General features: G+C 41.4%; 24 protein-coding genes, 1 tRNA gene and 1 other RNA gene. 18 read left to right on the plus strand and 8 right to left on the minus strand.

What is annotated here, in order from left to right; translation table 11 throughout:
* Window positions 1-70: 70 nt before the first annotated feature.
* Window positions 71-147, minus strand: a tRNA-Ile gene (locus tag M998_RS06800).
* Between the two features lie 359 nt (window positions 148-506).
* Between M998_RS06800 and M998_RS06805 the strand changes: the two genes are divergently transcribed.
* A complete protein-coding gene (locus tag M998_RS06805) occupies window positions 507-1,577 on the plus strand; it encodes an NAD(P)H-dependent amine dehydrogenase family protein (RefSeq protein WP_068908168.1) in 1,071 nt (356 codons plus the stop codon).
* Window positions 1,578-1,635: 58 nt separating this feature from the next.
* Here M998_RS06805 and M998_RS06810 read toward each other — a convergent pair whose 3' ends face one another.
* On the minus strand, window positions 1,636-2,232 hold the full coding sequence (locus M998_RS06810; protein WP_068440966.1) for a GNAT family N-acetyltransferase: 597 nt from the start codon (window positions 2,230-2,232) through the stop codon (window positions 1,636-1,638).
* Window positions 2,233-2,467: 235 nt separating this feature from the next.
* Here M998_RS06810 and M998_RS06815 point away from each other — a divergent pair, with 235 nt between their 5' ends.
* Complete coding sequence (locus M998_RS06815) at window positions 2,468-4,489, plus strand: NADPH-dependent 2,4-dienoyl-CoA reductase (RefSeq protein ID WP_068908169.1); 2,022 nt, start codon at window positions 2,468-2,470, stop codon at window positions 4,487-4,489.
* Window positions 4,490-4,552: 63 nt separating this feature from the next.
* Here the strand turns inward: M998_RS06815 and sstT are convergent, their stop codons facing one another.
* Together sstT and M998_RS06825 are read right to left on the minus strand one after the other, a co-directional pair.
* Complete coding sequence (sstT, locus tag M998_RS06820) at window positions 4,553-5,806, minus strand: serine/threonine transporter SstT (protein ID WP_068440962.1); 1,254 nt, start codon at window positions 5,804-5,806, stop codon at window positions 4,553-4,555.
* A gap of 267 nt (window positions 5,807-6,073) precedes the next feature.
* Window positions 6,074-7,033: a TerC family protein gene (locus M998_RS06825; RefSeq protein WP_068440959.1), complete on the minus strand. Its 960-nt coding sequence runs from the start codon at window positions 7,031-7,033 to the stop codon at window positions 6,074-6,076.
* A 617-nt stretch (window positions 7,034-7,650) separates the two neighbouring features.
* Here M998_RS06825 and M998_RS06830 point away from each other — a divergent pair.
* From M998_RS06830 to M998_RS06850, 5 genes are all read left to right on the plus strand, one after another.
* Window positions 7,651-8,319 (plus strand): DedA family protein, encoded by a 669-nt coding sequence (locus tag M998_RS06830; protein WP_068440956.1) that lies wholly within the window; start codon window positions 7,651-7,653, stop codon window positions 8,317-8,319.
* Between the two features lie 319 nt (window positions 8,320-8,638).
* A complete protein-coding gene (locus tag M998_RS06835) occupies window positions 8,639-8,944 on the plus strand; it encodes an ElaB/YgaM/YqjD family protein (protein ID WP_068440953.1) in 306 nt (101 codons plus the stop codon).
* A 12-nt stretch (window positions 8,945-8,956) separates the two neighbouring features.
* A complete protein-coding gene (locus tag M998_RS06840; protein WP_068440950.1) occupies window positions 8,957-9,373 on the plus strand; it encodes a phage holin family protein in 417 nt (138 codons plus the stop codon).
* Window positions 9,357-9,650, plus strand: a complete 294-nt coding sequence (locus M998_RS06845; RefSeq protein ID WP_232007515.1) for a YqjK-like family protein — start codon at window positions 9,357-9,359, stop codon at window positions 9,648-9,650. The genes M998_RS06840 and M998_RS06845 overlap by 17 nt, the downstream gene beginning before the upstream one ends.
* A gap of 251 nt (window positions 9,651-9,901) precedes the next feature.
* Window positions 9,902-10,297, plus strand: a complete 396-nt coding sequence (locus tag M998_RS06850) for a DoxX family protein (RefSeq protein WP_068440944.1) — start codon at window positions 9,902-9,904, stop codon at window positions 10,295-10,297.
* A gap of 283 nt (window positions 10,298-10,580) precedes the next feature.
* Here M998_RS06850 and M998_RS06855 read toward each other — a convergent pair whose 3' ends face one another.
* Window positions 10,581-11,474, minus strand: a complete 894-nt coding sequence (locus M998_RS06855) for a LysR family transcriptional regulator (protein ID WP_068440942.1) — start codon at window positions 11,472-11,474, stop codon at window positions 10,581-10,583.
* A gap of 122 nt (window positions 11,475-11,596) precedes the next feature.
* Between M998_RS06855 and M998_RS06860 the strand changes: the two genes are divergently transcribed.
* The 10 genes from M998_RS06860 to dagF all read left to right on the plus strand — a co-directional run bounded on the left by M998_RS06860 (window position 11,597) and on the right by dagF (window position 20,681).
* Window positions 11,597-12,298, plus strand: coding sequence for a pirin family protein (locus tag M998_RS06860; RefSeq protein ID WP_068440938.1), 702 nt, complete (start codon window positions 11,597-11,599; stop codon window positions 12,296-12,298).
* 226 nt (window positions 12,299-12,524) lie between these two features.
* Window positions 12,525-14,462 (plus strand): BglG family transcription antiterminator, encoded by a 1,938-nt coding sequence (locus tag M998_RS06865; protein ID WP_068440934.1) that lies wholly within the window; start codon window positions 12,525-12,527, stop codon window positions 14,460-14,462.
* Window positions 14,463-14,945: 483 nt separating this feature from the next.
* Entirely contained in the window at window positions 14,946-15,284 is a 339-nt protein-coding gene (locus M998_RS06870; protein ID WP_068440931.1) for a transcriptional antiterminator, read from the plus strand.
* 18 nt (window positions 15,285-15,302) lie between these two features.
* A complete protein-coding gene (locus M998_RS06875; protein WP_068440928.1) occupies window positions 15,303-15,668 on the plus strand; it encodes an SFCGS family glycine-rich protein in 366 nt (121 codons plus the stop codon).
* Complete coding sequence (locus tag M998_RS06880; protein WP_068440924.1) at window positions 15,668-15,964, plus strand: DUF4312 family protein; 297 nt, start codon at window positions 15,668-15,670, stop codon at window positions 15,962-15,964. The genes M998_RS06875 and M998_RS06880 overlap by 1 nt, the downstream gene beginning before the upstream one ends.
* Before the next feature lie 26 nt (window positions 15,965-15,990).
* Window positions 15,991-16,782 (plus strand): DUF4311 domain-containing protein, encoded by a 792-nt coding sequence (locus tag M998_RS06885; protein WP_068440921.1) that lies wholly within the window; start codon window positions 15,991-15,993, stop codon window positions 16,780-16,782.
* Window positions 16,783-16,784: 2 nt separating this feature from the next.
* Window positions 16,785-17,435 (plus strand): DUF4310 family protein, encoded by a 651-nt coding sequence (locus M998_RS06890; protein WP_068440918.1) that lies wholly within the window; start codon window positions 16,785-16,787, stop codon window positions 17,433-17,435.
* A 268-nt stretch (window positions 17,436-17,703) separates the two neighbouring features.
* Window positions 17,704-18,843: an amidohydrolase/deacetylase family metallohydrolase gene (locus M998_RS06895; RefSeq protein WP_068908171.1), complete on the plus strand. Its 1,140-nt coding sequence runs from the start codon at window positions 17,704-17,706 to the stop codon at window positions 18,841-18,843.
* On the plus strand, window positions 18,827-19,939 hold the full coding sequence (locus tag M998_RS06900; protein WP_068440912.1) for a DgaE family pyridoxal phosphate-dependent ammonia lyase: 1,113 nt from the start codon (window positions 18,827-18,829) through the stop codon (window positions 19,937-19,939). The genes M998_RS06895 and M998_RS06900 overlap by 17 nt, the downstream gene beginning before the upstream one ends.
* A 1-nt stretch (window position 19,940) precedes the next feature.
* Entirely contained in the window at window positions 19,941-20,681 is a 741-nt protein-coding gene (gene dagF / locus M998_RS06905) for a 2-dehydro-3-deoxy-phosphogluconate aldolase (protein WP_068908172.1), read from the plus strand.
* A 135-nt stretch (window positions 20,682-20,816) separates the two neighbouring features.
* Here the strand turns inward: dagF and M998_RS06910 are convergent, their stop codons facing one another.
* The 3 genes from M998_RS06910 to rsmI all read right to left on the minus strand — a co-directional run bounded on the left by M998_RS06910 (window position 20,817) and on the right by rsmI (window position 23,482).
* Window positions 20,817-21,893, minus strand: a complete 1,077-nt coding sequence (locus M998_RS06910) for a 4Fe-4S binding protein (RefSeq protein WP_068908173.1) — start codon at window positions 21,891-21,893, stop codon at window positions 20,817-20,819.
* A gap of 248 nt (window positions 21,894-22,141) precedes the next feature.
* Window positions 22,142-22,515, minus strand: an RNA gene (gene rnpB / locus M998_RS06915) — RNase P RNA component class A.
* A gap of 94 nt (window positions 22,516-22,609) precedes the next feature.
* Window positions 22,610-23,482 (minus strand): 16S rRNA (cytidine(1402)-2'-O)-methyltransferase, encoded by an 873-nt coding sequence (gene rsmI / locus M998_RS06920; protein ID WP_068908174.1) that lies wholly within the window; start codon window positions 23,480-23,482, stop codon window positions 22,610-22,612.
* Between the two features lie 60 nt (window positions 23,483-23,542).
* On the opposite strand from rsmI, the gene M998_RS06925 reads away from it, so the two are divergent.
* Window positions 23,543-25,246: a penicillin-binding protein activator gene (locus tag M998_RS06925; protein WP_068440900.1), complete on the plus strand. Its 1,704-nt coding sequence runs from the start codon at window positions 23,543-23,545 to the stop codon at window positions 25,244-25,246.
* The last annotated feature ends 10 nt before the right edge of the window (window positions 25,247-25,256 follow it).

The raw sequence follows: 25,256 nt of genomic DNA on the forward strand, positions 1-25,256 counted from the left end.
TGCTCGGCGCACACACAAAAAAGCCACTTCTTTCAAAGTGGCTTAATGCGCTGATTTAACAGCTAAAATTTGGTGGCCCCTGCTGGACTTGAACCAGCGACCAATCGATTATGAGTCGACTGCTCTAACCAACTGAGCTAAGGGGCCAAAGTGGAGAGGATTATACGTGCAGTTTTATCGTAGGTCTAGTCTTTCGAAACTGTATGGCGAATTTGTGTGCAAACCAATCCTCACGCTTATAATTCAAGGTGATAGCATTACCAAGATTTATACCTGCAAAACAAATTAATCCCTTTTATTAAAAATCACTATTTTTTATTAAACTGCTCCAATCTCCATTTACACACATTAATCTCTAACTTATAGAAAACAAACCAACAAAACCGCTATATAACCCTAATCTTTTTTATTAAACATTCTTTATTCAATTGTTTGATATGGAACAATAATTTTATACTTTAGATCTCACAATATGGTTATAGATAATTCGCATAGGATGATAGAAAATGAAAAAAGTACGTGCAGTTCAATATGGTTGTGGAAAAATGGGTAAATTCTTGATCCGCTACCTGCAAGAACATGGAGCTGAAGTTGTGGCGGCTTTTGATATCAACGAAGCTGTTATTGGTAAAGATATTGGTGAAATAGCAGGAACAGCGCCAACAGGCGTCAAAGTTCAGCCATTGAACGAAGCCGATAAAACTCTCGCTGCGTTAAAACCGGATGTCGGTATTATTGCAACACTCAGTACCATGGCCGATTTAGAAGAAGCTTTTTCTTTATTTGCTCGCCACGGCGTTAACGCGATTTCAACCGGAGAAGAAGCGCTCTACCCTTGGAATTCATCACCTGAAATCACCCAGAAACTCGATGCATTAGCGAAAGAAAATAATTGCACCCTCGCCGGTAGCGGCTATCCCGACATGTTTTGGGGTGTTTTAATCGATACGCTAGCGGGCTCAATGCACAAACTAATTAAAATCAAGGGTTCTAGCTGCTATAACGTGGAAGACTACGGTATTGCGTTAGCAATAGGCCATGGTGCAGGTTTAAGCGTTGAGGAATTTGACACGCAAATTGGTAACTATAACGACCTGCCTTATGACGTTATTTCACAAAAAATCGAAAGTGGTGAATATGCTCCACCTTATATGTGGACACAAAATGGTTGGCTGTGCAGCCGACTAGGATTAACGATCACCAGCCAAACTCAACGCTGTGTACCCCAAATAGCGCAAACAGATGTCTATTCAGACACCTTAAAAATGACAGTCAAAAAAGGTGATGTTCTTGGTTTATCAGCAGTGGTGATCACCGAAACTGCCGAAGATGTTACCCTCGAAACCGAGTGTATTGGTAAGATTTTAACTGCCGATGAGTGTGATAAAAATAGTTGGCAGCTAATTGGTGAGCCGGACACCGCCATTGAAGTCAATAACCCTGCGACCGTTGAATTAACTTGTGCAAATCTAGTTAATCGTATTCCAGCACTGATCAATAGCCCTGCGGGATATACCACGACAGAAAAAATGCCAAATAACATCTATATGACCAAACCAATGCACGAATATCTATAAATGTATTTAGCCCACCTCAAACCGGTGGGCTTTCTTGATTCCATTTAAATAACGGCTATTAACGCGGTTTTATCATTTGCCATTCTAAATGGCGCTTCACTGCCAGCCATTCTGCATCAATAATGCTATAAATACAGGTATCTCGCAGCTCGCCCGTGCGAGTATAGGCATGCCTTCTCAAAATTCCGTCTAACTTTGCCCCTAAACGCTCTATCGCTTTACGACTTTGTTGATTCAAAAAATTAGCGCGAAACTCGACTGCAACACAATCAAGTTCTTCAAAAGCATATTTAAGTAATAAGTATTTTGCCTCTGTATTAATCGCCGTTTTTTGTGCTTCAATGCCATACCATGTGCCGCCTATTTCAACACGACGGATCCCCTTCTCAATCCGAAAGTAAGCGGTAAAACCAACTGGGTTTTCGGTTCTTTTATCAATCACCACAAAAGGTAACATCTCTTTATTGCGAAAACGTTCAAGGCGGCTATCGATATCCGCGGGGACATTTTCCGGTTCTGGTACAGAGGTGTACCATAATTTATGTAGCGCATCTCTTTCGATGATTTCAGAAAATACGGTGTCATATTGATGAGATAATAGTTCCAGTCGAACATACTCGCCTTCTAACGTTACAGCTTGGCAAATCTCTTTCATAATGAATTCCTGAATTGATAATTTAAATGACAGCCTATGTCGCTCTGGATATCTTTTTAACCGGATTTTATGACAATAAAATAAAATCCCGCGTCTTATTCCTATTAATTTACCTGTTTCTAATAAAACATATGATAAAAATCACAAATTTTTAACATTATTCTTAATTCATCGCATCATTAAGCTAGAGTTAACTCATCTGACCTGTTACTAAAATCCCTCTTGGGAGAATAATATGAGCAATTTTCCACATCTTTTTACCCCCCTTGATTTGGGGCACACGGTACTGAAAAACCGTATTCTTATGGGCTCAATGCATACCGGCCTCGAAGAGCACCCACAAGGCAGCGAGCGACTGGCTCACTTTTATCGCTTACGCGCTGAAAACGGTGTGAGTTTGATCATCACAGGTGGCATCGCACCCAACAAAGAAGGTGCGCTAACAGCAAATGGAGCGATGTTAAATGATGAAAAACAGTTACCATTTCATCAAGGAATAACCCAAGCCGTTCACCAAGCAGATGGAAAAATAGCCTTACAAATCTTACATGCAGGGCGATATAGCTTACACCCTCAACTCGTTGCCCCGAGTGAGATCCAAGCAGAAATTAATCCTTTTGTTCCCAAAGCATTATCCAGTGCGGAGATCCAACAAACCATTAATGACTTTGTGAACACCGCTAAACTAGCCAAACAAGCAGGCTATGATGGCGTTGAAATTATGGGTTCCGAAGGCTACTTAATTAACCAGTTTATTACCAAACGAACCAATCATAGAACCGACGAATGGGGCGGAAGCTATACCAATCGTATCCGTTTCCCATTGGAAATCGTAAAACAAATTCGTCAAACTATAGGCATTGATTTTATTATTGTTTATCGCCTTTCCATGTTGGATTTAGTGGAGGATGGCTCGACGTGGGAAGAAGTTGAATATCTCGCAAAAGAAATTGAAAAAGCTGGCGCCAGTATGATAAATACCGGAATTGGCTGGCACGAAGCCCGCATCCCAACCATTGCAACACAAGTTCCTCGCAGTGCATTTAGTTGGGTAACCGAAAAATTAATGGGCAAAGTTTCTATTCCGTTAATTACCACCAATCGTATTAATGACCCTTTTGTAGCTGAGCAAATCATTGCAAGTGGCCAGGCTGATATGGTCTCAATGGCTCGCCCTTTTTTAGCTGATGAGGCCTTTGTGCGTAAAGCTGAGGAAAATCGTGCGGATGAAATTAATACCTGCATCGGCTGTAATCAAGCCTGTCTCGACCAAATTTTTAATGGCAAGCTTGCTAGCTGCCTGGTTAATCCACAAGCTGTCCGAGAAATTGACTACCCAAATGAAAAAGCACCTCATAAAAAATCAGTGGCGATTGTTGGAGCCGGTCCGGCAGGCCTTTCCTGTGCGATTTATGCAGCAAAACGAGGTCACAAAGTCACCTTGTTTGAAAAATCCAATCAAATCGGAGGGCAATTCAATTTAGCCAAGCAAATCCCTGGCAAAGAAGAATTTCATGAAACCATCCGCTATTTTTGCCGCCAGCTACAACGACTAAACGTAGATGTACGCTTAGAACAACAAGCGGATGCCGCCAGTTTGCTCGGGTTTAATGAAGTGGTTATTGCAACCGGTGTTATCCCTCGTCCCATCAAAATTGATGGTATAGAGCACAATAAAGTGATGTCCTATATTGATGTACTCACTAAGCAGCGCCCTGTCGGAAAAAATGTGGCAATTATTGGTGCTGGGGGGATTGGGTTTGATATCGCCGAGTTACTGACTCAAAAAGGAGAAAGTAGCAGTTTAGATACGCCGTTGTTTAATAAAGAGTGGAATATCGATACTTCAATTAAGGTCGCTGGCGGCGTATTTCCACCCAAAAAAGAGCTGACTAAATCTGCTCGTCACCTTTATTTATTACAACGTAAAAATAGCAAAGTGGGTGCAGGGTTAGGAAAAACCACAGGTTGGGTTCATCGTTTATCATTAATGAAGCGCGGTGTTCAAATGCTAAATGCGGTTGAATACATGCGAGTTGATGATGATGGATTACACATTCGCCATCAAGAAAAAATGCAATGCCTACCCGTTGATAACGTTATTCTTTGTGCCGGACAGGAGTCTTATCGCCCGCTCAAAGATCAACTTGCGGCTCGAGGCATTAATGCGCATGTGATTGGCGGTGCAGATATCGCTGCGGAGCTTGATGCACGAAGAGCGATTGAGCAAGGAATGCAGGTTGCGTATCAACTTTAGATCAGGTGATAGCTGAATAAAATAAACCCCGCCAATGATTATGCGGGGCTTATTTTTTACAGGTTAGTCTCTATGAGATAACTGAGCTTCTGGATCAGCCAAACGCTCATCTTCGGCTAAACATACTGCTGCCGTAAATAAAACGTCTGTTGAAGAGTTAAGCGCTGTTTCAGCCGAATCTTGCAGCACACCAATCATTACACCAACCGCTACCACCTGCATCGCAATTTCATTTGAAATCCCGAACATATTACAAGCCAATGGAATAAGCAGTAATGAGCCACCTGCAACACCTGATGCACCACACGCACAGACCGCAGCGACGACACTGAGCAACAAGGCCGTTGGGATATCGACAGGAATACCAAGAGTATGTACCGCAGCTAGCGTCAATACGGTGATCGTCACTGCCGCCCCTGCCATATTAATGGTTGCACCTAGCGGAATGGAAACCGAATAAGTATCTTCATGTAGATTCATTCGACGACACATTCCCATATTCACCGGAATGTTTGCCGCCGAGCTACGTGTAAAGAATGCAGTAACACCACTTTCGCGTAAGCAAGCAAATACCAACGGATATGGGTTACGTTTCATTTTCCAGTAAACAATCAGTGGATTAACAATGAACGCCACAATCAGCATACAGCCAATCAAAACGGCGAGAACATGGAAATAACCTTTTAAGGTTTCAAACCCAGTGATGGCGATGGTAGAAGAAACTAAACCAAAGATACCCAATGGTGCAAGCCTGATCACAACACGGACTAATTGCGTAACGGCATTTGATAAATCGTGAATAACGCTTTTGGTGCTTTCATTGGCATGGCGCAATGCGATACCAAGCCCAACAGCCCATGCTAAGATACCGATGTAATTACCTTTGATTAATGCATCAACCGGATTAGCAAATACATTAATAAGTAAACCTTTCAGTACTTCAGCAATATTACTCGGTGGATTGAGTTGTGTATCACCTACCGCCAAAACTAAACTTGATGGGAAGATGAATGAGCCAATAACGGCAACAACAGCAGCAAAAAATGTACCTAAAATATACAAAACCAAAATTGGTTTAATATTGGTTTTTTGCCCTTGTCGATGATTAGCAATTGATGACATAACTAGCACCCAAACCAAAATCGGTGCTACCGCTTTTAATGCACTAACAAATAAATCGCCTAACAGACCCACGTTTTTTGCGGCTGATGGCCAAATCCAAGCAAGTAAAATACCCGCAACGAGTCCAACAAGAATTTGTTTGACTAAGCTGCCGTGAGTAATTACTCGCCATAACCCTGCTTTGTTTGTTTCCATAATAGACCTATATTATTTATCTTTATTAGGAATTAAATGTGTTTGCTGAGCCAGTATAAGGAATAATAATCGCCTGAAAAGGCTATTATTCAAAATATACACAAGGATTGAATATATTTAACAAATATTTTACACAACTGTGATCGCAATAGAGTTTTGTTTCTTATAGTAGAATAGCGACAAAGAAAATGGATTATATTTTTCAGTTAGTTAAAACAAAAAAGCCCCCTATTCTAACGAGGAGGCTTAAGAGTCGGAATGAATCGATTAAAGGTTAGCTTCGTTACGTTTATTAACAATGGTGTTGATAACGAGTGTTATAACTAAAATTGCAGCTATGGTGCCTAATGATATCGCCGTAGGAATATGATAAATATCCATCAACAACATCTTCACACCAATAAAGCTTAGGATAACGGCTAAACCATACTTCAACATCGTAAATTTCTCCGCAACGCCTGCAAGTAAGAAATACATTGCACGTAAACCTAAGATTGCAAATAAGTTAGATGTTAAAACAATAAATGGGTCGGTTGTAACAGCAAAAATCGCCGGTATGCTATCAACCGCAAAAATAACATCACTGATTTCGACCAATATTAAGACTAGAATCAATGGCGTAGCAAAAAGTAAGCCATTTCGCTTAATAAAGAATTTTTCGCCGTGCAATTCATCCGTCATACGCAGATGTGAGCGTACCCATTTAACTAATGGTTTATCATTAATTGGCGAATCATCTTCTTTCGAAAATGCCATTTTAAGACCAGTAAACAGTAAAAATAGTCCGAAAACGTATAAAATCCAGCTAAATTGGGTAACTAACCAGCTACCTGCAAAAATCATAATGGTACGTAATACAATCGCCCCTAATACCCCGTAAACTAAAACACGGCGCTGCAAATTCGCAGGGATCGCAAAATAACTAAATAGCATTAACCAAACAAATACGTTATCAACTGCAAGCGCTTTTTCGAGCAAGTAACCGGTCAGGAACGCCATTGTTTGACTATCCGCAAACTCACGACTCACCGTATCATTGAAATACCACCACAAACCACCGGCAAAAATCAACGACAAAGTGACCCAAACAATACTCCAGCTCGCCGCTTGCTTCATCGACATGGCTTGGCCTTTATGTTTCCCTTGCCAAAACAGATCAACAAGTAACATAACTAAAATAATAACCGCAAAACTACCCCATAAAATTGGGTTACCTACAGAGTTCATTTTCTTTCCTTCAAAAAACAAAAAACGGCTGATATCCAGAAGACATCAGCCGCTTAAAATGTTTTAACCTCAAGGAGTTATCTTTTGGGTTGTAAACAGTGAGCAAACCTCGCCTTCTGGCAAGGTCTCACTTACAACACAAATAACCCAATGGTTAGGAAATTGTGGTGCTCGGCTACCGGGCGCAATGTGTGCACCGTAATGACGATAAACCGACAAGAAGAAGTTACTCCCCTTTGCTTTGTGCGTAAGATAAAGTAAATAATCTTAAAATGCAATAATTAGCAAAGCGAGATTACCGTATTTTTTTGACTGCCAAAGTTCAATTAACCAAATTTTCATGATTTTTTCAGACTAACTATAGCTCTAAAGCGGCTTTTTCGGTACTTTACTGCGAGGGTAATGTAGTCGATAAATTGTAAAAATCACCCGAAACTTAAATGAAGACTAAAAATAAGCTTAAAATTAGCTGTTTTGTTATTTTCTGTTTTGTTAAAGTGAGCGAGCTTTACACTAACAGCCTGAGGAAATGCGACTTTCACTTAGGTATTCGCTTAATCCATTTCTCCCTGCCCAACAACAAGTTTGTTGCTGTTATTGCCGTTTAGGAAACATTAATGGAATTAGTTAAAGAACTATTTTTTGCCCTTTGGCACCAAGATTACGTCACACTATCTAACCCATCGTTAATATGGGCGATTTATTTCATGCTGTTCGCTATTCTCTTCTTAGAAAATGGGGTGCTTCCGGCGGCTTTCTTACCCGGTGATAGCTTGTTGATTTTAGTTGGTGTTTTAATTGCTAAAGGCACATTAAGCTACCCTTTAACCATCGTTATTTTAACCGCAGGGGCAAGCCTTGGTTGCTGGCTCGGTTATATACAGGGACGATGGCTTGGAAATACGAAATTAGTGAAAGGCTGGCTCTCACATTTACCCGAACATTATCACCAGCGCGCTTATAGCTTATTTCACCGCCATGGGCTCGCTGCATTATTAGTCGGCCGTTTTTTGGCTTTCGTCAGAACATTATTGCCAACAATTGCCGGTCTTGCTGGATTAAAAAATGGACGATTCCAAATATTCAACTGGCTCAGTGGATTATTATGGGTACTGATTTTAACCGCTATCGGTTATGGATTCGGTAAAAGCCCTATTTTCCTGCAATATGAACATCGTATTATGAATGTTCTAATGCTAGTGCCTGTTGGACTCTTGATTATTGGGCTTATCGGTAGCATTGCCGTTGTCGTTAAGAAAAAATTTTCTAGCAAGAAAACCGACTAATTTAATTTGCGGGAGTGCTGTATGACTCCCGTATTCTCAAATTTTTTCCCTTTTATCCTACTTTACCTATCTCACATCTAAAATTTATTTACCCTTATTTAACTATTTGATTAGTTAAAATATCTTCTACTAACTTTAATCTTTTTTACGTTTTTATGTAAATTGCAGGTATATACTTAAATAGCTCAGGAGATATTAATGCTTAGCACAACAAGTTATTTGAAATATGAAGAGTATAAATCCATTGCACTTAGTGTAAAAATCGCTATTGTTATAGTATAAACGATAAAGATTTTTTCTATTGATAGGAGGTTTTACTATGTCATCAAATCATTCATCAGAAGACTTACGCGCAGAACTAAGATCACTGGCTGATTCTCTCGAAGCTATGCTAAATGATACTGGAAACAAATCGAAAGAAGAAATTGAAAGCCTAAAATCTAAAGCGCAAGATGCACTCTGTTCATCCAGAGCAAAGCTGAGTCAAGCAAGCGAAAGGATCACAGAACAAACCAAAGAAATTGCTGGCCGTGCTGATAACTATGTACGTGAAAATCCATGGACAGGTATTGGTATTGGTGCTGCGGTTGGTGTTGTTCTTGGTGTTCTTCTTGCCAAACGCTAATAACGAATCGTTATGAAACAAACGGAACAACAACCACAACGTCAGGGCCCCGGAAAAGGGGTCCTTGACTCATTACAGCGAATTGCGGGTATCGGCGTCAAAATGGTCGAAACTCGCATTCAGCTTATTGCTGTCGAATTAGAAGAAGAGAAAATCAACCTCATTCATCTAATGCTACTTGTCGGCATAACACTTCTATTTACTGCATTTGGTTTGATGTGTTTAATTGGGCTTATTTTCTGGTCCGTTGATCCCGTGTATCGCTATCAAGCCTTAGCGATCACAACAGGTGCCCTCATTTTATTGGCAATTATTTTTGCCATTTGGACACTGAAGAAAGCGAAACAATCGACTCTATTAGGGGCAACTCGCGAGCAACTTAGCAATGACTCCAAGGCATTAACAGGAGTGGATGATGAGCAAAAGTAAGCATCAGCTATTGATCGCAAGAAAACAACGCTTAGTTAGCCAAATAGAACAACAACGCATTGACTTATCTGCTGCCTCACGCGATTGGTTACAAGCAACCTCAACATTCGATAAAGCTTGGCAGACGGTTGTTACCTTTAAACCCATCTTTATCGCAGCCACTGGGCTTATTTCTATTTATACCCTGAAAAGTCCAAAGCGTATTTTTTCATTAGGAAAAAAAGCACTGGCAACATGGAGTTTAGTTCGAACTCTCCAAAGTGCGGTTAAAAAATAAATTTCATTAATTAATTCAATTCGTTAAAAAGCCTAAAATATTTACTTTTTAGGCTTTTTTTATGCACTAAAAATATTGTTCAATTTTTTTGTTTATCATTGTTAATAAGCTTAGCTTTTTATTGAATGAGACAATCACTACTATAAGCCCATCAAATGATTTCTAGCCATTTTGTGCTAAAAATAGTTTTATAACGCGAGATATATCGCAATTAACTTATATTTAATGACCTTTTTCTCTGGAGAGTTTCGATGAAAAATTTAGAAAGTAGTGCGATATTATTAGCGCGTATTATGATGCCAATCCTATTTATCGTCGCGGGTTATGGAAAAGTTGGTGATGCTTACGCAGGCACTCAGCAATATATGCAAGCAATGGGTGTTCCTGGCTTTTTATTGCCACTGACTATTTTACTTGAGCTAGGTGGTGGGATTGCAATCCTTCTGGGCTTTTTAACTCGAACAGTTGCGTTATTTACTGCAGGCTTCACGGTATTAACCGCATTAATGTTCCACATGGATTTTAACGTTGCGCCTAACAGCCTAATGTTTATGAAAAACTTTACTATCGCAGGTGGTTTCTTACTGCTAGCGGTAACAGGCCCAGGCAAATTTAGCATCGATGCACTACTAAATAAAAAGTGGTAACCCTCGCTTCATAATCAGCCTCATTGGTATTACCTTTATTCTTGTCCAATTTTCACCTCCTTCGGGAGGTGTTTTTTTTGCATCAGATGATCTATGGAAATAATCTAGAAATATTTTTATTTCAAATATATACCGTAAATTTGAAATGACATACTAGAGCAACTTCTAAATAATTCGTGCTGTAGCAAGGTGGCAAGCGAAGTTATCCCTAAGAGCATACATAAGTATGTGACTAGGGTAACTTTGTGATGCCAACAAAGCGACAGTGCGAAGTATGACGAAGTTATGAACGAAACAACTTAGGGATTTCTCGCAAACACCACGACTTAGCCTCCCCCATACTATCTCGCCGCCACGCCATAATAATATTTGTCTCATGACTATACTCCGCACCCACGACTCTCAAGCGACCTTCTTTAATATCCTGCTCCACTACTGGGTACGGCATCGTCGCAACGCCAAGTCCTGCTAACAATGCTTTGTGCTTATCTTCTGAGCTCGAAACCGTCAGCCTTTGCTGTTTATCTAACAATTGTACTGTAATTACTGGCCGCTCACGCGCCGTATCGGCGATAGCAATCCCGCGGTATTTAACGCGGGTCGCATCAGAGAGAGGCTCAGGTTCTTGATGGATAGGATGTGACGGACTCGCGACATAAATATGATTGACGCTATATAGGGATTTAGAGTTAATTTCCGATGATGAGCGAAAGTGCATATCAGGTGCGATAACAATGTCTGCTTTCCCATTTTCAAGACGCTCCCATGCACCAGCAAGTACTTCGGTAATCAGTGATAATTGCGTTTCAGATTTTTGAGCTAATTTATCGACAAGAGGGAATAATGAGTTCACGGGCACTAAAGCTTCACAAACAATCGTTAAATGTGTTTCCCAGCCTTTTGCTAACGCTTCTGCATCTGAGGTCAGTTTATCTGCGGCTTCCAATAAAATGCGACCTCTATCCAATAGCATCCGGCCGACATTGGTAAATTTGGTTCTATGTCCTGAGCGGTCAAACAAAATAACATCGAGTTCTTCTTCTAATTTTTGCATGGTGTAGCTAAGTGCGGAAGGAACACGACCGAGTTCATCAGCCGCTGCTGCAAAGCTACCACGACGATCGATCGCATCCATCACCCTTAATGATTCAAGCGTTAATGCTCTCTCTTTGCTCATGATGTATCTCTTTCAGGAAATTTGAATAAGGAAAACAGATTAACTGGCTAACAATTCAACGTCCAGCTATTTATTATATCAGCATATGACTAATGTATTTATTTGTATGAGGGTTAACCATTATGATGACATTAAGACCCGTTAACCATTGCGGTAAAGCTGACTACGGTTGGCTACAAGCACGCTATGCTTTTTCGTTTGGACACTACTTTGATCCTGATTTTATGGGATTTAAAACATTAAGGGTGCTTAATCAAGAAGTTATATCACCACAAAGTGCATTCCAAGCCAGAACCTATCCACACGTTGATATATTGAATATCATTCTTCAAGGGCATGCAGAGTATCGAGATAGCTTAGGCAATGTCATTAGTGCAAACGAAGGGGAATGTATACGTTTATCACCACGCCCTGACTTAAGCTACGCTGAGCAAAATGTCTGCCCGCAAACGCCTTTAACTCGATTACAATTATGGCTAAATGCTTGCCCACAGCAAGAGTATAGCCCGTACCAAAAAATCACACTCTCACCGAAAGAAAATAAACTCATCGCATCACCTGATGGTGAAAACCATAGCATTCATTTGCGTCAACAGATTTGGATAAGTCAAATTTGTTTAGATTCGACAGAAAAATTCACTGCTAATTTGAAAGGTAAAAACGCTTATCTGCAATCAATTCATGGGGGCGCTAATATTCGTTTAAATTCGGGTAATCATCTCAATATGGGTTGTAATGATGGCATATTTATCCAAGAGGAAACACAATTTGCCATCACGACAGATAAAGTATTTCGAGGCTTACTAATTGACCTTGGAGAATAAAGATAAAAAATGAACCTCAATAGATTCACTATAAGCACGCTTTTATCTGAACAAAACGAATTAACTTCCATAAAATAGCTTAAATTTGCGGAACGCTTCGCAAATTTAAGCATTTCTATAGCCTATAAATTGACAAGCCTGTGATAAAGTCCAGCCACCAGACCGTCAAAAATATGATTATGTTTTGACCTCCAATACTTTTAGCTTTGATTTTAAAGGTGTTTTCGTGGCTCTATTCACTCAACAGCGACACAACCAAATTTTTGCCAGTATTCTCAATGAGGTTGTTCCTCAAGATGAACTCGCAAAGCGCTTTGCCGTTTCAACACGGACAATCCGATCAGATATCAATGAAATCAATGAATTGATTGAAGATTATAGTGCACATATCCTTTATGAGCGCGGTCATGGCTATCGTTTAAAAATTGAAGACGATGCACTTTTTGAGTCCTTCACTCAGCAAAGTGAAGCAGAAAATAGTATTCCGCGTACCAGCAAAGAGCGAATCGATGCATTATTGTTAAAACTTTTGATGTTATCACTCCCAGTAAAATTAGATGATATTGCAGAAGAATGGTTTATCAGTAGAGGTACGCTGCAGCAAGATATGGGATCAGTCAGGGAGCACCTGCAAAAATATCAAATTAGTTTAGAAAGCATTCCCCATCAAGGCATTCGATTAAACGGCAGCGAATGGGCAATTAGAGCCTGTATTACCGAAACGTTATGGCGTCGTTTTTCAGAACAAATCAATCACGACTTAGCCACTTTTTCTCCCGAGTGTTTAGATAATCTTGACCTTACTTATATTGATAAAGTACTGCATAACAGCATGAATCGCTTCGATATTCGACTCAGTAATGAAGGACATCTTTATCTTGTATTCAATTGTGCAGTCACTATTTTGCGCATTACCCGCGGCCATGAATTAACCTCAATGGTCAAAAATAATGATAATGAAGAAGTGCTCCTCAAAGCCTGTGGTGAAATATCTAAAGGGCTAATTTACTTTTTAGGCAGCGACCTTTCTACTGCTGAAATTAGTTACTTGCATGACCAAATTATTGCCCAACGCATTAGTAGCCAAGATCCCACCAGCCAAAAAAATGGCAGTCATAATGAGTTAGCTGAATATATTTTAAATTATATTAACTCTCTCTATAACTACGATTTACGCAGTGACGAAAAACTAAAAAAGGATCTTAATACCCATCTTGCGGCATTAATCACACGGCTTCAGTACCACATTTCCACACCTAACCCTTTGTTATCAGATATAAAGCAATATTACCCTTTTGCTTATGATGTTGCCCTCAGCGCATTGACAAGTGCCAGTAAACAATTACTTCCTCATCCGATTAGTGAAGATGAACTCGGTTATTTAGCTGTCCATATCGGTGTCAGTCTTGAAAGAAACTACGGCGCGGGATCTATCCGACAAACAGAAGTGCTTGTTGTTACCGATGCCGGTAATTCAACATTTCGAGTGGTTGAGTCTAAGATCATGCGTGAGTTTCCACAATTAAAGTTTAGCCGTGGCCTTACTTTGCAAGAGTATGAATCACTTAAAGAAGTTGATGAAGATTTTGTGATTACGACCGTGCGAATTTCTGAAAAAAATAAACCTGTTATAAAAATAGCGCCTTTCCCTACCCCCTATCAGCTCGAACAAGTGGGTCGCTTAGCGATGGTTGATCAAACTCGCCCTTATATTATTGAGCAATTTTTTGATGAGCGCTTTTTTATGGTGATCAACGAAAAGATTAGCCAAGAAACATTATTTCAAACGGTTTGCCAAAAATTACAACACGATGGATATGTCACTTCTGATTTTTATCCTTCACTGCAAGAACGTGAGTCGATTGTTTCCACTTTACTGGGTGAAGGTATCGCACTGCCTCATTCCTTAGGGTTACTGGCTAACAAAACGGTTGTTGTCACCGTTGTTGCACCAAAAGGCATCGAGTGGAATAAAGAAACAAAAGAAAACGCTTATGTCATTTTTCTACTCGCAATTAGTAAGGCTGATTATGAAGAAGCCATGGCGATATATGATTTATTTGTCACTTTTGTCAAAGAAAAAACCACTCGCCGCTTAATTACCGTTAAAAATTTCAATGAATTCCAAGTGATAGCTAAAGACAGCTTAGCCCGTATTCTCTGAGTTCTTGGCGACTTCCACTTATTTTGGAAAAAGCGGGAGTTGCCATTTTTACGTGATCCTAACCACAACTCCACCATTTAATTTCTAACACTTTTCGGCTCATTTAACCTTCAAATACCCCAAGTGGAAGTTATATCTCACAAATATCATTACCGATTATTTTTCCATTTCCACTTAGTAATAATCCTTCTTTTGTTATTTCCATCTTAGCCACAATATTATTAACTAACTGAATTTACACAATTAAACCTCAACGCATACCGCATATAAATTTATTAAAACTCTCTTTTAATGTTCATTTTTCCATTTATTTTCCGTTTAGGTCAAAAAACGAACACCACTTCTCTTTGGACTCTTCCATATTATTTCCACTTCTAAGTGGAAATTCACTGCCTGCACAAATAAGACAGAACGGATTAAGGTATTAGTCATCAAGGAACAGAGTAGTCAAACTTACATTATTACTTTGGATTTTAAATAGTTATGAGCGAATCAGTTGTCGTTTTTAAGATGTTAGAACACAACCTCGATATTGATGAGGTAACACAAAAACTGCTGGCAGTAATTACTGACTGGCTCAAGCAAGAGGACTGCTACACCACGGATGTACAGCAACAAATGTTGGTATCTCATCTACGCGCCATGGTTGCCAGAGCAAAAACAGGTGAAGCATTACCCGAAGTGGATATCAGCTTATTCGATGAAATATCTGAACATTCGATTACGTTGGCTCAACGGGTTGTAGACACCTTGCCCGGACTAGCACTTGAAGAAGCGTACTTACTCTCTGTTCACTTTGAAGTTGTTCGTTCTAATGACTAATTTTTGGAGAATAAAAATATGAAACAAATCGTTATTGTTATCGGAGATCGTTTAGGGAAAGGGCAAAAAGTGGCTGTCGGCGTTGAAACTGCGGGAGGGAAAGCAATTGTGGTTCCAGGTGTTGCTGCGGATATGAAACTGGGTGACGTCATGAATGCAGAACAAGCCGATCTCGGTATTTCTTTTTGTGGTAGCGGCGGTGCAGGTGCAATTACTGCTCAAACTAAATATGGCTATAAAGCACGTTATGGAATGCGCTCTATTGAAGAGGGAGAAACGGCGATTGCTGATGGTTGCAACGTACTCGGTTTCGGTTTTATGGACAAAGAAGAGTTAGGTGAGCGCTTAGTTAAAGCATTTAATAAAAAATACGGCAACGCTTAATGAAAAAATCTATCGAAACGGTTGTGCGGGTGACAGGGCAAGGCGACACAAAGCAAAAAGCGATTGCTGACGCCTTGAATTCAATACAAAAAACCGTACTCAAAGACAACTCCGACATCATCCTACGAATTGAACCAAAGGATGTTGAGGTGATTAGTGCTCATTCGCAGTCACGGACAGAAAAATTTCTTTTTATCTTTTTGCCACGTAAACGCGAACACTTCCGTGTTGTGCTCGACGTTTCGCTGGATGTTACCTTACTTTCTGTTAACGAAATACCATTTACAGAACAATAAAAGCAATCAGGTCTGGAGTTAATTCCATGAGTGAAACTGCATCTTTCTTTGAAATATTGGGTATGTCCCTGATTATTGGTGGCCTTTGCGGCTTTGGTTTAGGGGCTGGGGCAGCACGTATGTTTCATGCGCCAACCATACAGGGAATGGGGGCATTCCGTACATTAGGCGAGTTAAACGCCTGTGAAGGTGACCCTGCGTCACACTTCTCTTTTGGCTTAGGGTTCTTCTTTAACGCATGGGCATCTTCTGTTGCTGCGGGGGCATTCACGCAAGACGTTGACCACCGTATCATTCCTAACTGGGGTGCCGCAGCTCTACTGACAAAAAACCGTAACGTTGCAGAAACACTGCATAACCCGAAAAAAATGGCGATAGCCTGTGCCATTATTGGGGCTTTTGTCGTCGCATTCTTAAATACCACGGCGTCAGCCGTTCCTGCTGCGCTACAAACAACCGCAATCAACGTGCTAGTTCCGGCTGCCAACTTACTGGTTAACACAGTAATGCCAGTTATTTTCTGGTTAGCCGCAATGGATGCAGGCCGCCGTTCAGGTTTCTGGGCAACGCTTTTCGGTGGTTGTGCTCAGCTGATTATGGGTAATGCAATCCCAGGTTTAGTCCTTGGTATCTTAATTGGTAAAGGTGTTGATGATAATGGCTGGAACCGTATCACCCGCACAATGATGATCGCCGTTGTATTGCTGTTCGTTCTCAGTGGATTCTTCCGTGAGTTCGACCTGAAGATGATCACTTCTTTCAACCTCGATAAACCATTGTGGCTTGAATATGTCCACGGGCTACTGAGCGGAAAATAATCATGACAACTGAAATTAATAAACAAGATTTTTGGTACGCGGAGTGGTCTTTCCCTATCTTTGTCGGACTGTTATCTGCTGGGATCTTCGCGGGTACACACATGTATGTCGTCTACGGTTTCGGTGCATTTAACGAAGTGGCCTTTGTGGCGATGTTACGTGCTGGACTCGATACTGGGGTTTACGGCGCTGTCGCCGCTTTCGGTGCAAGCTTCTTATTTGCGCGAATTATTGAAGGATCACTGGTTGGTATTTTGGATATCGGTGGCGCACTGCAAACAGGTGTAGGGCTTGGAATTCCAGCACTGCTCCTTGCGGCAGGATGGGATATTTTAGTCACTAATTTTTGGCTTTCCTTACTAACGGGTCTATTTCTTGGCGTATTAATAGGCCTGATCGTTGTTTTTGCCCGTAAATTCACTATCGCTCAAGCAAATTCAACGTTTGGTGCGGATGTCATGATGGGTGCCGGTAATACATCAGGACGTTTCCTCGGTCCTTTGATTATTTTAGCCGCCATGGCTGCATCTATCCCAATTGGTATTGGCTCGCTAATTGGCGCATTGATTTTCTATGTGTGGCAAAAACCCGTTGCCGGTGGTGCAATTTTAGGGGCCATGTTGTTTGGGTATTTATTCCCACTGGTCGCTTAATTCGTATTCAAGTCCCCCGGATCTTACGTAAATGGATGTGATCTGGGGGCTAAGAGCAGCCAGCAATACTGCGGTTTGTATTATATGAGAACATATTTCAAATCATTCAGAACATACTCTAAATAGTCCAAAGTGCAGCTAGGTAGCAAACGACGATATCCCGATAAGCATAATAAGTATGTGATTCGGGTAGCTAAGAGCAGCCAACAACGCTGCGGTTTGAACTATGACGAGTATGATGCGTATGATAAATATAAAGAAGGTAACCATGTACTCCTTAATCATCAAACAAGGTAAACGTATCGATGGATCAATTATCGATATTCTTATCAAAGACGGAAAAATCGAAGCGGCAGGCTCTGAACTCGCCTGTAATCAACAAGCAGATAAAGTGATTGACCTTAAAGGGGAAACATACGTGAGTGCGGGATGGATTGACTCCCATGCACACTGTTTTGTTGAATCACCTATCTACTTCGATGACCCTGACCTAGCAGGTGCTGCGGGCGGAGTCACCTCTCTGGTTGATGCAGGTAGCGTTGGTGCCGATGATATCGACAAATTTTACCAATTGACGCTCAAATCCAAAACCAATGTCTTTTCTTTATTGAATATTTCACGCATTGGCATCATTGCACAAAATGAATTATCCGATATGAACAATATCGATGATACTTGCTTTCAACAAGCGATTGAACGCCATAACGGTTTCGTTGTTGGCTTGAAAGCGCGTATGAGTAAAAGTGTGGTGGGCGAAAATGGCATTGCCCCACTGATCAAAGCCAAAGAAATGCAGAAAAAGCACCGTCTACCATTAATGGTACACATTGGTAATAACCCACCTGATATTGATCAAGTTGCAGATTTACTGACACGTGGCGACATTATTACCCACTGTTTTAATGGTAAACCCAACAAAATTTTAGATGATGCGGGCTATCTTAAGCCATCAATTGCTCGGGCATTGGCGCGGGGTGTGATCTTAGATGTCGGTCATGGTGGTGAAAGTTTTAGCTTTAAAGTAGCCGAACAAGCCATGCGTATCGGTACTTATCCTGACATTATCAGCTCAGATATCTACCACAGAAACCGGGTTAATGGCCCTGTTTATAGCCTCGCATTTGTGATGACCAAATTTCTATGCATGGGCTTTAGTGCAGAACAAGTCTTACGCTGTGTCACAGAAAAAGCCGCAGATTTACTCGCTCTTCCAGCCAAAGGCTATTTAAGACCGGGTTTTGATGCCGATATCACCCTATTTAATCTTAAAGAAGAACCCACTGAACTGACGGATGCAGAAGGCGAACATCGCATCGGTACACACCGTTTCGTCCCAGTCGCCGCCATCGTTGGTGGAAAACATATTATTCATGCACAAGGCGAATGTGAACATGCAATCAATTTATGAGAAATACCAGCTTAAACACGTTATTAACGCTTCTGGTCGCATGACGATGCTCGGTGTTTCAACACCAACTCCTGAAGTGGTTGAGCGTGTGGCTTACGGCCTGAATCATTACTTTGAAATTAAAGATTTGGTGAATAAAACTGGTGAATTTATTGCCGAGTTACTCAAGGTTGAAGATGCGGTTGTGGTTTCTTGCGCATCAGCAGGAATTGCCCAAGCCGTGGCTGCGGTTATTGTGAAAGATGATGATGACTTACTGCTCAACCTGCACTCATCAAGTAAGTCTGTTCCCCGTGAGATTATTTTACCAAAGGGCCATAACGTTAACTTTGGCGCTCCCGTCGATACGATGGTGGCGTTAGGTGGTGGTAAAGTGATTGAAGCGGGTTTTGCTAACGAATGTAATGCCGCCCAATTAGCCGCCAAGATCACCCCACAAACTGCCGCTATTCTTTATATTAAATCTCACCATACCGTGCAAAAAAGCATGTTGACGGTCAGCGATGCTGCCAAAGTGGCCCGTGAACATCAGTTACCCTTAATTGTTGATGCCGCCGCAGAAGAAGATTTAACCGCTTACTACCAAGCGGGCGCTGATTTAGTGATTTACAGTGGCGCAAAAGCCATTGAAGGCCCCACCAGCGGCTTAGTGATCGGTAAAAAACCGTATGTTGAATGGGTTAAACGCCAAAGCCAAGGTATCGGTCGAGCGATGAAAGTGGGTAAAGAAGGCATTCTAGGCCTAACTCTCGCCATCGAACAGTACTTGACTGCAACCAAAGAAACGGGTGCTGAGATGGTCAATCGGATGAATAAATTTATCGCTGATTTAAATGCGATCCCAGCGATTTCCGCACAAATCGTATGGGATGCCGCCGGGCGAGATATTGCCAGAGCTGAAATTAGCTTTGATGAAAAACAGATTGGTAAAACCACTTATCAAATTATGTCTGAATTAAAGCAAGGGGATACCGCTATCTATTTTCGTGAATACAAAGCCAATGAAGGTAAGGTAGAAGCCGACATTCGTAGTGTTAGTAATGAACAGCTTGATGTTATATCTGAACGTATTCGTTTGTTAGTGAAAGGAATTTAACATGAAATTGTCACCGAATTTTTACCGTGACCGCGTTTGTTTGAATGTATTGGCAGGCAGCCACCAAAACGCCAAAGATATCTACGCAGCGGCTGAAAGCTTTGTCGTGGTCGGTGTTTTATCGAAAAATTACCCAGACCTTGAAAGCGCTATTGCAGATATGAAAATCTATGCACAAGAAACCGATAATGCATTATCGGTGGGACTAGGTGCTGGCGACCCGAATCAATCTATGATGGTGTCTTTGATTTCAAAGGAAGTGCAACCTCAACACGTCAACCAAGTTTTTACTGGCGCACCAATCAGCCGTGCATTATTAGGCCAAAATGAAACGTTTGTGAATGCATTAATTTCACCCAGCGGCACTATCGGCATGGTAAAAATATCAACGGGTCCATTAAGCTCACAATCACCTGATGGTATCGTCCCCATTGAAACCGCCATTATGATGCTTAAAGATATGGGGGCCGATTCAGTTAAATTCTTTAATATGCAAGGGTTAACCTATATTGAAGAATACAAAGCCATCGCCAAAGCCTGCGCTAAATTTGATTTCTCCCTCGAACCTACTGGTGGAATTGACTTAGATAATTTTGCTGAAATTTTGCAGATTGCTCTCGATGCTGGCGTGAAAAAAATTATTCCACACATCTATAGTTCGATTATTGATAAAGATTCGGGCAATACACGCCCTGATGATGTTCGTCAGTTATTGCAGATGGTAAAGCAAGCTGTTAATTGATGTTGTTGTAACCATAAAAAGTGTAGTCAGAAAATAAATATAAGCGAGAAGTCACAAAATCAGTCATTGTAACAAATGACAAAACAATAAATGCCCCACTCATCACCGTATCTAGTGGGGCATTTTCATTATGTCTTAATGACCTATCATTCTTGCATTCGGTATAATATCGAACCAATAATGATCAGGCACAGGGCTATCCCAAACCCCAGCATACACAGCAAATCCAATAGTGATAAATAAAATAGCAAGGGTCAGAATTAACATAACGATACCCGATAATGCTATTTGCCGTTTTTTAGTTGGAACTTGTAGTGAAAAACTCAACGTTGACGAGACTGGACAAGATTCAACACACGTCATACACCCGGTGCATTCGAGTGTTCTTACCTTAATTAATTTATCGACAGGAATACGCGATGGGCAATTTTTTGCACATTTTCCGCAATCAATACAACTTTCCACATTTCGACGAATTTTAACTGGTGAGAATAAAGAAAATAGCCCCAATAATGCGCCATAAGGGCAAAGATAGCGGCACCACGCGTTACGAACAAACAAACTTATAACGACAATAATCCCCACACTAACCAGTGTAATACCGCTAATATAGCGAAAGAAATCAAGCATTTTAACATCAATGATGATCCCATAAGGCGACATCATAAAGTATTGGATCATCTGTGCTGGCATCGAGAGCGCAATATAGAGGAAGAAACTTAATAATAAATATTTGATGCCTTTTAAGGGGATATCTAACCCTTTAGGTAAATTGATTTGGTTTTGATAACGAAAGATTTTTTGCCCTATCTTCCCTGTAAATTCCGATATAGTGCCTATTGGGCACATCCATGAACAAAAGGCTTTTTTCAAAAAAAGACTAATAATAATGAAAGAAACTAAAAGAAACATCGAAGCCGCATGGATTGCCGGAAAACTTCCTGTTTCTAATGCGTATTTTAAATTCATTAGCCCTGCAATAGGCAACCAACCTTCAATTCCCCCAGGGCGAGGAAGATATAACGTTTCCCCACCGGTTTCGTAGTAACGAACCCAGTAATAAAAGGTAATACCAATATAGACATTAATCGCCAATAAAATTATCTGTACTACTTTTCGCCAGCTTGAAGCATTCCGTCTATCATTCCAAGGAAGTTTACCGCCAACCGTGCCCGGGCGGCGCTTGTACCTTATCTGCGGCTTATTCATCATTTAGCCCATCGCTTTAACATGCATTTCAAATGCCATTATTGTATTTAAATATTCAGACGGCGTATTGATTTGCATCAGAGGGTTATGCTGTTGATGGGTTGGGTTGGAAATATGACAAAAAAATTTTTAGAAATAATTCGAGTTGTGGCAAGGCGACGAAACGAGGAAATCCCTAGGAGCATACACAAGTATGCGACTAGGGTTGACGAATGAAGTCAACACAGTCACAACTTGAAGTATGAAGAAAAAATTGGAGTTGGCCGGTAAGCCGGGTTCTGTCGTGGACAACCATTCCTCTAGGCCAGCACTTGCGCACTGGCTCCAGCAACCTACCCGAGTTCAATGCGGGCCGCACCATATGAACCCCTATTTGGTCTTGCTCCGGGTGGAGTTTACCCTGCCACGAACTGTTACCAGCCGCGCGGTGCGCTCTTACCGCACCCTTTCACCCTTACCTGATCCTGTAAACAGGCCATCGGCGGTTTGCTCTCTGTTGCACTTGTCGTAGGCTCGCGCCTCCCAGACGTTATCTGGCACCCTGCCCTATGGAGCCCGGACTTTCCTCCCCTCTACCCGTCTCCCGAAGGGACTACGATAAAGCAGCGGTTGTCTAGCCAACTCCGCGGCGAATTATAGGCACTTTATCTCGGCTTGTACATACTCAAACGCATCCAATTTGTGTCAAGCGGTCTTATTATTAATTTACAGCCCAAAAATTACTCATTGCTTTGCTGTTCTAACATCAATTTATAGAGTTGATTTTTCTTTAAGCCGTATATTTCAGCGGTAATGGCCGCCGCTTTTTTCGGTGGCAGCTCTTTTTGCAACAAATTCAACGTGCGAATAACCTCGGGCGAAATGGCAGAATCATCATCTTGTTGTTTATAGCCTTCAACAATCAACACCATTTCACCACGATGGCGATTAGAATCCTCTATCACCCAAGCTAATAATTCCCCTACAGGACGGCCTTCTATCGACTCCCATGTTTTCGTTATTTCACGTGCTAACACAACATGACGCTCAGGCCCCCACACTTCCACCATATCTGCTAAACTGTCTAACAAACGATGTGTTGATTCATAAAAGATTAGTGTGCGAGGTTCTTGTTCGAGTGCTTGTAAAACATCTTTACGGCCTTTTGTTTTTGCAGGCAAGAAGCCTTCATAACAAAAACGGTCTGAAGGTAAACCTGCTGCTGATAACGCAGTAATCGCAGCACAAGCACCGGGTAAAGGGACGACACGAATGCCAGCAGCACGGCACCGATTGACTAAATGATAGCCAGGATCATTAATTAAAGGTGTACCTGCATCGGAGACTAATGCGATACTATCGCCTTGTTGAAGCCTGCTAATTAATTGGTCTGCCTTTTGCTGTTCATTATGATCATGCAAAGCAAACATGCGTGCATTAATCGCAAAATTCTGTAAAAGAATACCCGAATGCCGTGTGTCTTCTGCAGCAATAAGGTCAACATGTTTAAGAACATCCAACGCGCGTTGCGTGATGTCGCCCATATTACCTATAGGGGTTGGCACGATATACAGCGTGGATGCCATAACCACTGCTTGATTAGGTTGATTCATTGTTTCATCCGAATAGCCGGTTTAAAATTAAGCAATTGAAAAACACACCATGGATACTGTATGCGTCCTTCAATTTTTTTGTATTTGAAAAAAGGGTTAATCTGCACAACAATGCTATTCACTTTTGCATTGTCAGGCTGCCAACTCGTATCGGATTATTTGACTCCGACCACGCCAAAAACGCCAGAACAAGCGACTTCTGAGGCAAAACGCTATCAATCTATCATTGATGCTGCTCAAGGTAAGCCGTCAATGGACGTTGTGCGTGCTTATATAAGCCAAGAGCCTTTACTGACAGACCAAACTGAGCGTCAAACTAATATCGATGGCCTATGGCAGATGTTAACACAAATGACGCCAGATAAGGTTCAAGGAATTGGCGCTGACGAGTATAATCTCATCGGCTGGGTTGACCTCCTCGATATCTATCAAAACAATCAAGACGACCCTGACGCACTGCGCACGGGTTACAACGATTGGAAAACGCGTTATCCAAATAACCCGGCGGCAACAATGCCACCAAACCCACTGTTGCAAGCAATGCTTCCTCGTGTCGGCGGAAATCCTAAAATTGCGCTATTCCTGCCAATGAGTGGTCAAGGAAAAGTCTTTGGTCAAGCAATCATGCAAGGTTTTATGGATGCTCAAAAAGGGTTACCTCAAACACCGACTTCACAAGTAACACAGGCTCCAGCACCAGCACAAAGTAGTGACAATGACGTCCTTGACCAAATTTATGCAGAAGTTGCCGCTACCGTTGGGGAACCTAAAACAAGTTCTGACTCCGATGTTGTTAACTCCACATTACGTATCGATAACGTACCGACAAATACACAAAGTGTGAAAGTGTTTGATACAACCGGCAAACAAATGCCACAGCTGTTGGAACAAGCCAAGCGTGAAGGATTTAACCTTGTTGTTGGCCCATTATTAAAGTCTGACGTGCAAACTATCGCCCAAACTGGGGCACCAATTAGCGTATTAGCCCTTAATGAACTTGATCAAAACCAATTACAGCCTCGCCCTAACCTCTGCTATTTTTCTTTATCACCAGAAGATGAAGCCAAAAATGCAGCGGCGCACATTAAAGCTGACGGCAAACAAATGCCATTAGTGTTAGTACCCGCCAACCCATTTGGCGAAAGAATTGCAAAAGCATTTGCCGAAGAGTGGCAAGCCAAAGGGGGATCAACAGTATTGACCCAATCTTTTGGCTCCGTCTCCTCATTAAAAGAGTCAATTAACCGTGGTGCGGGCATTCGTATGACGGGAACCCCGGTTAATGTCAGTGGGCAAGCAATGCCACAGCTAGAAGGTTCCAGCGGATCGATTGATGCTGTGTATATCGTTGCGACTCGCGACGAGCTTACGCTTGTAAAACCCATGATTGAAATGGCGATTAGCACACGCTCACGCCCTGCTCTTTATGCTAGCTCACGAAGCAACCAAGCTAGCTCAGGCGCTGATTATCGCTTCGAGATGGATGGCGTTAAATTCAGTGAGATCCCATTACTTGCTGGTGCGAACAATAACTTACGCAAACAAGCCCAACAAAAAATCAATAATGATTATTCACTTTTCCGTTTATATGCAATGGGAATTGATGCATGGTCTTTAGCCAATAATTACGACAAGCTACAGCAAAATCAACAATTCCGTATTCAAGGCGCTTCAGGCTCTTTGAGTATTACCGATAACTGCGTTGTTTACCGTGAATTACCTTGGTTGCAGTTTAAACAAGGACAAGTTCAGCTCGCGCAATAAATGTATTAAT

Source organism: Providencia heimbachae ATCC 35613, assembly GCF_001655055.1.
Taxonomy (GTDB): domain Bacteria; phylum Pseudomonadota; class Gammaproteobacteria; order Enterobacterales; family Enterobacteriaceae; genus Providencia; species Providencia heimbachae.

Coding starts and splice junctions, on each gene's coding strand:
- M998_RS06825 (WP_068440959.1), bottom strand. CDS start 7,033: ATGAACTCTGTAGGTAACCCAATTTTATGGGGTAGTTTTGCGGTTATT.
- M998_RS06850 (WP_068440944.1), top strand. CDS start 9,902: ATGAAAAATTTAGAAAGTAGTGCGATATTATTAGCGCGTATTATGATG.
- M998_RS06855 (WP_068440942.1), bottom strand. CDS start 11,474: ATGAGCAAAGAGAGAGCATTAACGCTTGAATCATTAAGGGTGATGGAT.
- M998_RS06925 (WP_068440900.1), top strand. CDS start 23,543: ATGCGTCCTTCAATTTTTTTGTATTTGAAAAAAGGGTTAATCTGCACA.
- dagF (WP_068908172.1), top strand. CDS start 19,941: ATGAAATTGTCACCGAATTTTTACCGTGACCGCGTTTGTTTGAATGTA.
- M998_RS06900 (WP_068440912.1), top strand. CDS start 18,827: ATGCAATCAATTTATGAGAAATACCAGCTTAAACACGTTATTAACGCT.
- M998_RS06815 (WP_068908169.1), top strand. CDS start 2,468: ATGAGCAATTTTCCACATCTTTTTACCCCCCTTGATTTGGGGCACACG.
- M998_RS06835 (WP_068440953.1), top strand. CDS start 8,639: ATGTCATCAAATCATTCATCAGAAGACTTACGCGCAGAACTAAGATCA.
- sstT (WP_068440962.1), bottom strand. CDS start 5,806: ATGGAAACAAACAAAGCAGGGTTATGGCGAGTAATTACTCACGGCAGC.
- M998_RS06845 (WP_232007515.1), top strand. CDS start 9,357: ATGATGAGCAAAAGTAAGCATCAGCTATTGATCGCAAGAAAACAACGC.
- rsmI (WP_068908174.1), bottom strand. CDS start 23,482: ATGAATCAACCTAATCAAGCAGTGGTTATGGCATCCACGCTGTATATC.
- M998_RS06910 (WP_068908173.1), bottom strand. CDS start 21,893: ATGATGAATAAGCCGCAGATAAGGTACAAGCGCCGCCCGGGCACGGTT.
- M998_RS06870 (WP_068440931.1), top strand. CDS start 14,946: ATGAGCGAATCAGTTGTCGTTTTTAAGATGTTAGAACACAACCTCGAT.
- M998_RS06885 (WP_068440921.1), top strand. CDS start 15,991: ATGAGTGAAACTGCATCTTTCTTTGAAATATTGGGTATGTCCCTGATT.
- M998_RS06890 (WP_068440918.1), top strand. CDS start 16,785: ATGACAACTGAAATTAATAAACAAGATTTTTGGTACGCGGAGTGGTCT.
- M998_RS06880 (WP_068440924.1), top strand. CDS start 15,668: ATGAAAAAATCTATCGAAACGGTTGTGCGGGTGACAGGGCAAGGCGAC.
- M998_RS06810 (WP_068440966.1), bottom strand. CDS start 2,232: ATGAAAGAGATTTGCCAAGCTGTAACGTTAGAAGGCGAGTATGTTCGA.
- M998_RS06805 (WP_068908168.1), top strand. CDS start 507: ATGAAAAAAGTACGTGCAGTTCAATATGGTTGTGGAAAAATGGGTAAA.
- M998_RS06895 (WP_068908171.1), top strand. CDS start 17,704: ATGTACTCCTTAATCATCAAACAAGGTAAACGTATCGATGGATCAATT.
- M998_RS06830 (WP_068440956.1), top strand. CDS start 7,651: ATGGAATTAGTTAAAGAACTATTTTTTGCCCTTTGGCACCAAGATTAC.
- M998_RS06860 (WP_068440938.1), top strand. CDS start 11,597: ATGATGACATTAAGACCCGTTAACCATTGCGGTAAAGCTGACTACGGT.
- M998_RS06875 (WP_068440928.1), top strand. CDS start 15,303: ATGAAACAAATCGTTATTGTTATCGGAGATCGTTTAGGGAAAGGGCAA.
- M998_RS06840 (WP_068440950.1), top strand. CDS start 8,957: ATGAAACAAACGGAACAACAACCACAACGTCAGGGCCCCGGAAAAGGG.